6 protein-coding genes and 1 pseudogene are annotated in these 9,142 nt (G+C 41.1%); 4 read left to right on the top strand and 3 right to left on the bottom strand.

Annotated elements, in window-relative coordinates:
- Positions 1 to 438: pseudogene (locus DC083_RS03995) on the bottom strand (IS982-like element IS1592 family transposase); the annotation flags it as partial.
- A gap of 674 nt (positions 439 to 1,112) precedes the next feature.
- Between DC083_RS03995 and fdnG the strand changes: the two are divergent.
- From fdnG to fdhE, 4 genes are all read left to right on the top strand, one after another.
- The gene (fdnG, locus tag DC083_RS03990) at positions 1,113 to 4,163 is read left to right on the top strand and encodes a formate dehydrogenase-N subunit alpha (protein WP_109188955.1); all 3,051 of its coding nucleotides are present in this window, start codon (positions 1,113 to 1,115) and stop codon (positions 4,161 to 4,163) included.
- Positions 4,164 to 4,175: 12 nt separating this feature from the next.
- Entirely contained in the window at positions 4,176 to 5,081 is a 906-nt protein-coding gene (fdxH, locus tag DC083_RS03985; RefSeq protein WP_109188954.1) for a formate dehydrogenase subunit beta, read from the top strand.
- A 3-nt stretch (positions 5,082 to 5,084) separates the two neighbouring features.
- Positions 5,085 to 5,801, top strand: a complete 717-nt coding sequence (locus tag DC083_RS03980) for a formate dehydrogenase subunit gamma (protein WP_109188953.1) — start codon at positions 5,085 to 5,087, stop codon at positions 5,799 to 5,801.
- A 214-nt stretch (positions 5,802 to 6,015) separates the two neighbouring features.
- Positions 6,016 to 6,909 (top strand): formate dehydrogenase accessory protein FdhE, encoded by an 894-nt coding sequence (fdhE, locus tag DC083_RS03975; RefSeq protein ID WP_109188952.1) that lies wholly within the window; start codon positions 6,016 to 6,018, stop codon positions 6,907 to 6,909.
- 376 nt (positions 6,910 to 7,285) lie between these two features.
- On the opposite strand, the gene rbsB is transcribed toward fdhE, so the two are convergent.
- Positions 7,286 to 8,170 (bottom strand): ribose ABC transporter substrate-binding protein RbsB, encoded by an 885-nt coding sequence (rbsB, locus tag DC083_RS03970; RefSeq protein ID WP_109188951.1) that lies wholly within the window; start codon positions 8,168 to 8,170, stop codon positions 7,286 to 7,288.
- Positions 8,171 to 8,187: 17 nt separating this feature from the next.
- A complete protein-coding gene (rbsC, locus tag DC083_RS03965) occupies positions 8,188 to 9,138 on the bottom strand; it encodes a ribose ABC transporter permease (RefSeq protein ID WP_308430459.1) in 951 nt (316 codons plus the stop codon).
- Positions 9,139 to 9,142 lie beyond the last annotated feature (4 nt).

Raw genomic sequence — 9,142 nt, 5'->3', positions numbered from 1 at the left:
GTAAAACCAACCCATACTTGTCTTACCTCTTTGAGCAATCCCCTCAAAGACCTTATGACGCTTAATCCGCCGGTTATGGCATACAGATAGTTTGGTGGCATCCACAAAGCTAATACCTGTGCAACTTCCCATCAAGCTTTTAAGATAAGCACACAAAGGCACAAGAGCACGGGGTACTAATTCAATAAAACGTGAGTAGCTTGGTAAGTCCGGAAAATCTTTTTTCATCATGCCTAGCATATGATGATAGTAAAACCCTTTAAATTGACGGTAACGTAATTGATGAAACAGTACCAATATAGTCATTATCTCTGGTACACTTATCTTGCATGCTCTTAATCGCTTTGTCCCATTTTCGATCAGCTGACGTTCAAATTGTGGTTTGAATGCTTGGTAAAAGTCGTCAATGTGGCAGTATAATTCGGTTAGGTTGTCCATGTAAGAAGTCCTTTTTGTTGAGTTTTTATTAGTACATTAACTTTAACAATTTTGGACTTCTTTTTTTTGCCTTTTTTGACCTGCTTATCCCGAACTCAGGTTAAATTAGTGGCGATATCTGAAGCGCTTAACTCATAAAATTGGGATAATTTTTCCCTCAAAAAAGCAACAACTACAATCATGTTTTACGATTTTGATAATCTTCTTATTGATAATTGTTCGAGTTACTTGCTATGCGATACTGAAATAATTCCACATCAACATTATGAGCAATTTCCCTTTAGCTTACTTCAATTTATTGATAAATATATCGTTTATCGCCAATCTTTCACGAAATCAATCCCCATTTTTAACATGATTTAACAGAGAAAATCTACCCCTCAAAAAAACCTACTCATATTTTACCTACGCAAAATTGGTAATATTTTTCTGAATAAAACGAGTAGTTGTAAATATTTCTCAACAACTAGCCTATAGCTATATTGGCTGATTGACTAATTGATGATTTACATTTATTTGAGAAAAAATTCGTTAAAATAGGTATAATTTAACGTTTAAAATACTTTTCACACTAATACACAGGCAATCCACTTCTTCTGATCTATATCAAATATTAAGAGGTTGTGGCGGGTTACCTGTGGATTAGTGATTCAACATCATAAAAGGATGCGACAATGCAATTATCAAGAAGACAATTCTTCAAAGTGTCGGCCGGAACAATCGGTGGAACCAGCCTTGCAGCTTTAGGGATGATGCCAGCGGTTTCCGAGGCGGCAGTTCGGGAATATAAGATTTTGAAAGCCAAAGAGACTCGTACAGTCTGCACCTACTGCTCTGTAGGTTGTGGGATGCTTGTCTACTCAATGGGGGGTAAACCTAAAAACTCTCAAGCAGAAATTATGCATATTGAGGGGGATCCTGATCATCCCGTTAGTCGTGGTTCACTCTGTCCTAAAGGTGCTGGTGTTATCGACTATATCCATAGCCCTAATCGCCTTAAATATCCTGAAGTGCGTCGCCCTGGCTCTAATAAATGGGAGCGCATTTCTTGGGAAGATGCGATTGCAGAAATTGCACGTCATATGAAAGATGATCGTGATGCTAATTTCCAAACTAAAAATGCTGATGGTGTCACCGTTAACCGTTGGACTTCAACAGGCTTCTTAGCAACTTCTGCGGGAACAAATGAAAATGGATTCGTAACAGGTAAATTTGTCCGAGCACTCGGCATGCTCTCTATTGATAACCAAGCACGTGTTTGTCATGGTTCAACTGTTGCAAGTTTAGCCGCTACCTTTGGTCGTGGCGCAATGACTAACCATTGGGTCGATATCCGCAATGCTGATGTTGTACTTGTAATGGGTGGAAATGCCGCTGAAGCACATCCTGTTGGCTTTAAATGGGCAATCGAAGCTAAAAAACGGGGCGCAAAATTACTTTGTGTTGACCCCCGTTTTAATCGTACCGCTTCTGTTGCTGATTTCTATGCGCCGATTCGTTCAGGCTCAGATATCGTCTTTTTAGGTGGGCTTATTCGTTGGTTAATCGACAATAATAAGATCAACCTTGAATATGTTAAAGAATATACTAATGCGAAATTCATCGTCCACCCTGACTATGATTTTGAAGATGGTTTCTTCTCAGGTTGGAATGAAGAGACACAAAAATATGATCGTGAATCATGGCATTATGATTTAGATGAAAATGGCTATGCAAAAGTAGATGAAACCTTACAACATCCTCGTTGTATTTTTAATCTTATGCGCCAGCATTATGATAAATATACGCCAGAAATGGTTACACGTGTTACGGGAACACCGCTAAAAGATTTCCTCTATATTGCTGAAACACTTGGTGATTGCGCTGCAAATGACAAGGCATCAACCATTCTTTATGCACTAGGCTGGACACAGCATACTGTGGGAACACAGATGATTCGTACAATGGCTGTAGTTCAATTACTCCTCGGTAATATGGGGGTTCCTGGTGGTGGCGTGAATGCACTTCGGGGTCACTCTAATATTCAAGGTTTAACAGATTTAGGATTGCTCTCAACGCAATTACCGGCATATCTCAATCTTCCTAGTGACTCACAAAGCACTTATGAGAAATATATTACTGAGACAACACCGAAGGCTGTCCGTCCGGGCCAAATGAACTATTGGAAAAATACTCCAAAATTCTTCAATAGTTTGATGAAAACGTTCTATGGTCCTTATGCAACGCGTGAAAATAACTTTGCATTCGACTATCTGCCTAAATGGGACAAAATGTATGACATTATGAACTCATTTGAAATGATGACGAATGGTGAGATGCATGGTTTTATCTGCCAAGGATTTAACCCGCTTGCAGCAATTCCTAATGCGAACAAAAACCGTAAAGCATTAGCCAAATTGAAATATCTTGTGATTATTGATCCTCAAACGACAGAAACAGGACTCTTCTGGCAAGATCATGGTAAATACAATGATAGTAAACCTGAAGAGATTATGACAACCGTCTACCGCTTACCTGCACACTGCTTTGCAGAAGGAAGTGGTTCGATTGTAAACTCAGCACGATGGTTACAATGGCACTATCAGGCGGCTGATGCCCCGGGAGAAGCAAAAGGGGATGCAGAAATCTTATCATTGCTACTCTTTAAACTTCGGGAGCTCTATAAAGCTGAAGGCGGCGCATTCCCTGATCCTATTCATCATATCCAATGGAATTATGCACAACCGCTCTATCCTACGCCAGAAGAGATCACTAAAGAGCAAAATGGCTATGCACTTGAAGATCTCTATGATGAAACAGGTAAGTTGATTCGTAAAAAAGGCGAACTTCTTAGTGGATTTGGAGAATTACGTGCTGATGGCTCTACTGCTTCAGGTTGTTGGATCTATGCAGGTTCATGGACTGAAGAAGGGAACCAAATGGCTAATCGTGATAATAGCGACCCTTCAGGCTTAGGATTAACTTTAGGTTGGGCTTGGGCTTGGCCTGCAAACCGCCGTATTCTCTATAATCGTGCATCTGCAGATAGAATGGGAAATCCTTGGGATCCTAAACGCCGTCTATTTGATTGGAATGGTGAGCGTTGGGTTGGTTGGGACACACCTGACTTTGACGCTAAAGCAGGTCCCGGTAGTGAGATGGATCCATTCATCATGAACGAAGAAGGGGTCGGTCGACTCTTCTCTGCCCGAAAATTAGTAGATGGACCTTTCCCTACTCACTTTGAGGCAATGGAAACACCGCTAGGCTATAACCCACTCTACACACCGGTGAATAACCCGGCTGTACGAATGTTTGCAGACGACCGAAAAATGCTCGGTTCACATGAAGAGTTCCCTTACGTTGGAACAACCTACCGCCTTACAGAACATTTCCAATTTTGGACTAAAAATGCTCGCTTAGCTGCAATCACTCAACCACAACAATTTGTGGAAATCAGTGAAGTATTGGCAAAAGAGAAAGGCATTAAGATCGGCGATAAAGTGAAAGTCTCATCTAATCGTGGATATATCGAAGCGGTTGCTGTTGTTACAAAACGAATTATCCCATTAATGATTGAGGGCAAAGTGGTTCATCAAATCGGCGTTCCACTTCACTGGGGCTTTGAAGGCGTTGCAAGAAAAGGTTTCTTGACCAACTTCCTCCCTTCAGCCGTAGGTGATGCGAATACACAAACACCGGAATATAAAACATTCCTTGTGAATATTGAACCCCTCAACGCCTAAAAGGAAGCAAAAATGATTTTAGAATCTTTAGATATTAAACGTCGTTCAGCGACTTCTACAAAATCACCCGATGCGAGACAAGGTGTTGAAGTGGCTAAATTGATCGATGTCACCACTTGTATTGGCTGTAAAGCCTGTCAAGTTGCTTGTTCTGAATGGAATGATCTTCGTGATGAAGTTGGAACTTGTGATGGTACCTACAATAACCCACCTGATTTAACCAATGAATCATGGACCGTTATGCGCTTTAATGAAACCACTGAAAATGGCAAATTAGAGTGGCTCATTCGTAAAGATGGCTGTATGCACTGTGAAGACCCCGGCTGCTTAAAAGCCTGCCCTTCACCTGGTGCTATCGTGCAGTATAACAACGGGATTGTAGATTTTAACCAAGAAAATTGTATTGGTTGTGGGTACTGTATTACAGGTTGCCCATTCAATATTCCCCGTCTTAGCAAAAAAGATAACAAAGCCTATAAATGCTCACTCTGTTCAGACAGAGTATCTGTAGGTCAAGAACCTGCTTGTGTCAAATCTTGCCCAACTGGCGCGATTCAATTCGGCTCAAAAGAAGATATGAAAGAGTATGCCGCAACACGTATTAAAGATTTGAATGCTCGTGGATTTGAAAATGCAGGTCTTTACGATCCTGCTGGCGTGGGTGGTACACATGTCATGTATGTTCTTCACCATGCTGATCAACCTGAGCTCTATAGCAACTTACCGAAAGATCCACATATCAGCCCCGTAACAAGCCTCTGGAAAGGGTTACTCAAACCACTTTCAACAGTGGGTATTGCTGCTGCTGTCTTCACTGGATTCTTACATTATGTCACTGTAGGCCCAAGCCGCGCAGATGATCCTGAAGAAGGTAAAGAAGTCATTGATCCTAAAAAAGTGGAAAAAGAAGGAAAATAGACCATGGCTAAAGATAAATTAATTCAACGTTATTCGGCCTCCGAACGTATCAATCACTGGATCGTAGCAGCCTGCTTTATTCTCTTAGCATTTTCAGGATTAGCATTCTTCTACCCAAGCTTTTTCTGGTTTAGTCAAATTTTTGGTACACCACAAATGGCTCGTATCGTCCATCCTTTCGTGGGTGTGATTATGTTTGTGGGCTTCTTTGTTCAGTTTTTCCGCTATTACAAACGTAACTTCGTAAACAAATATGATGTTAAGTGGGCAATGTCTGTTAAAGAAGTGATCAAAGGAGAACATCTTCCTAACGTCGGTAAATATAATGCCGGTCAAAAGATCATGTTCTGGATTATGACGCTCTCAATGATTGTATTGGTCACAACCGGTATCATCATGTGGCAGCCTTATTTTGCAAACTCATTTAGCATTCCGCTTCGCCGGGTAGCAATCTTGTTACATGCTTGGTGTGCGCTGATCCTTATCGCTTCTATTATTGTCCATGTGTATGCAGCGATCTGGGTAAAAGGCACCATTCGTGCGATGACTGAGGGTGTTGTTACTGAAAAATGGGCAGAGAGCCATCATCCACTTTGGTACAAAGAAGTGATGGATAATTACGATAAAGCCGAAAGTGCAGGCGCCATTAAGCGCAAAGCATCAGCACATACTGCAGCTCAACAAGCTTCCGCCTCTCACGATACAGAACAAAGCAAATAATCCATAGTAAAATGGGGAACTGCATATTGTGATAGATATGCAGATTACCCTCTGCAACTTCTGTATCAATATTGGTCAACAATGTTGATGAACAATGCTTACTAAAAAGAGTAGATGTTAGACCCTAGTTTTATCATCTTATTCTTACTTCAGAACGCACCATTTATTGGTGCGTTGCTATATGAATTCAAATATTTCTTAAAAGAGCAGAATTATGACTATGACACCCACCGGCGGTATTGAAAAAATTATCCCCGTCCAACCTCCTAAAGATTCCTACTACCCTTATCGTCTTAAAGCGATCGAAAAAGCGATCACTAAACAGCCCGAAGCGCACTTCTTACCTTTTATTCAATCAGTTGTAAAAGCCCAAGAAGCAGCTTATCAGGCACTCAAAAAGGATCACCCATTATCCACCATCGTTGTAAATAATCACAATAATGCGAAGACGCCATTTTTATCAGTAGATCAATCGCTCGCACCGCTCTATCAACAAGCTTTACTCACTATGCTTGAGACGCTATTGGCGGACCTCGAAATAAATGATGAGATTAAAACCCATCTTATCGCCCTACAAACAGAGATCAATCAACAAGGCCAACCTCTTATTACTGAGTATTATCAAAAGCTCATCGCTCTAGAGTTTAATAATCTTCCTCAACATCAACGACTTTTCCTCGTCACTGCCTTGCAAGTGTTACTTCATTTTGAAGCGAGCCGGCTTCAAGTAGATGAGGATTATCTACTTCGCAACAAAGAGCTCTGCCCTTGCTGTAATATGCCAGCAATCAGTAGCGTGCTCGACAATAGTGATAATGGCCTACGTTATCTCTACTGTAGTTTCTGTGAGACCAAATGGCACGTTGTGCGTGGACAATGTACGGAGTGTCACAGCAATAAATCGCTCTATCAGAGTAAAATTGAAGAACTCGATCGCCCACTCTATGCAGAAGTGTGTGATGAGTGTCATACCTACCTCAAAACAGTTGATCGCACCAAAACGCTCATCGCCGATCCATTTATTGAAGATATCTTAACACTGCCCCTCTCTCTTCGATTATCAGATGATGAGTATCAAACCTTTGGATTAAATCCCTATTTGATTTAATAGATCACCAAGAATTGCGTAGAGAAGAGAGAGTAGATGTTCTAGTCACGATTAGTCTATCAATATTTCTCGGCATCATTAAAAAACAAACCCTAGTATCAAGAAATGCTCGATACTAGGGTTTAATTTTAGTCTATCTAATTAATAGACTTTACGTAAAAGACTTTCACTGATCATTATAGTGAAATCGGTTCAAAATAAGCTTATTAAAATGCCGGCGCATCAGTTGTAAGAAGTGCGAAAGCTGTTCTATCCGGCATCTTGCAAGTGTTGTCTAGAACGGTTTGATGTTTTTTAAAATCCCGCAATAGCTGTTTAAAAAACTATTTTTCTTAAACCAAATTTACTATATTTCAGAATGACTATTTTGAAATGATTATTTCGTAATTACTTTAAGCTCAACAGGAATATGGCTATCCGGTGTTTCACCTTTGATAATCACATCTGCCGCTTCAACGCCTTTTGCACCAATAAGTTCAGGCTGTTGGGCAATGGTTGCCGCCATTTGACCGCGTTCTACCGCTTTAATTGCATCATCTGTACCATCGAATCCGACGATGACGATATTATTTTGTCCCGCTGAACGAATCGCTCTTAATGCGCCTAATGCCATTTCGTCATTTTCCGCAAATACCGCTTCGACATTGGGATTTGCCGTTAAGAGATTTTGCATTACATTCATCCCTTTAGCACGATCAAAATCTGCAGGTTGCGCAGCAATGATCTCAAAACCATTGGCTTCTTGTGATTGTTTAAATCCTTCACCACGCTCTCTTGAAGCAGAAGTTCCTACAATCCCTTGTAGTTGAATGACCTTGGCATCTTTACCCAATTTTTCAACGATAAAGTCACCGGCAGCCTTACCCCCTGCAACGTTATCAGAAGCGATATGCGTTACAACATCCCCTTTTGCACTCGCTCTATCAAGCGTGATGACTGGAATACCCGCCTTATTAGCCGCTAATACGGCATTGCCCACAGCATCTGAATCTGTAGGGTTGATGAGTAGAACGCGCGTTCCTTTTACAAGGATATCTTCCACATTCGCAAGTTCTTTCGCCGGGTTATTTTGTGAATCTAAAATCACCAACTCATACCCAAGCTCTTTCGCTTTCTCCGCGGCACCATCTTTCAGTGTGACAAAGAATGGATTATTGAGGGTTGATACTACCAATGCAATCTTCTCTTGCGCCAACGCACTCCCCATTAATCCTAAGCCTAATGCGGCTACCATTGCTGTTTTTAATACTCTCTTTTTCATCGCACAACTCCTTCTACTTAAGAACGAACAGTCTTATTATCCACTAAGACCGCCAATAAAATCACTGCACCTTTCACAATCATCTGATAGTACGCATCGACACCTAATAGATTTAGACCATTATTGAGGAAGCCTAAAATCAATGCCCCAATTAATGTGCCGATAATCTTACCGCGACCGCCCGCCATACTTGTACCGCCAAGCACAACCGCTGCAATAGCATCCATCTCATATCCCATCCCGGCAGTCGGTTGTGCCGATGAGAGTCGTGAGACTTCGATCATTGCCGCAACCGCACAGAGAAAACCACTCATCATATAAACAATGATTTTGACACGATCAACATTAATGCCCGACAATCGAGTAGCGGCTTCATTACCCCCAACGGCATAGATATGACGACCTAGTTTAGTAAATTTTAAGATATAACCGGCAATCATAAAGACTACCGCCATAATGATAATCGGTACAGGAATCCCTAATACACGACCAAAGCCAATCCATTCAAACATATAAGCATAATCGCTCATACCAAGCCCAATAGGGCTTCCTTGTGTATAGACTTGTGTTGCACCACGAATAATCAGCATCATCACAAGTGTAGCGATGAAGGCTTGTAACTTCCCTTTTGCGATAATCACGCCGGACACTAAACCTAATGCAGAACCCAATAAGAGCGCCGCAAGAATGGCAAAGAAAGGATTAATATCTTGCCCAATGATAGAAGCAGCTACAGCCCCGGTCAATGCAAAGACTGAGCCCACCGACAGATCAATACCACTGGTGAGAATCACCAATGTCATTCCTACTGCGATAATGGCATTAATCGAAGTCTGTTGTAGGATATTAAAGATATTATTCAATGTGAAAAAATTTTCATTTAACATTGAGACGCCGAGAATCAGAACAATCAGTGCCACCAATGATTTCTGATCAATTAAAAACTTCTTAATACGATTTGTTTGCATACTA

This window comes from Ignatzschineria ureiclastica (genome assembly GCF_003121845.1).
Lineage (GTDB): Bacteria > Pseudomonadota > Gammaproteobacteria > Cardiobacteriales > Wohlfahrtiimonadaceae > Ignatzschineria > Ignatzschineria ureiclastica.
Note: the sequence above shows the minus strand (reverse complement) of the source record. Positions and strands in the feature narration are given on the sequence as shown.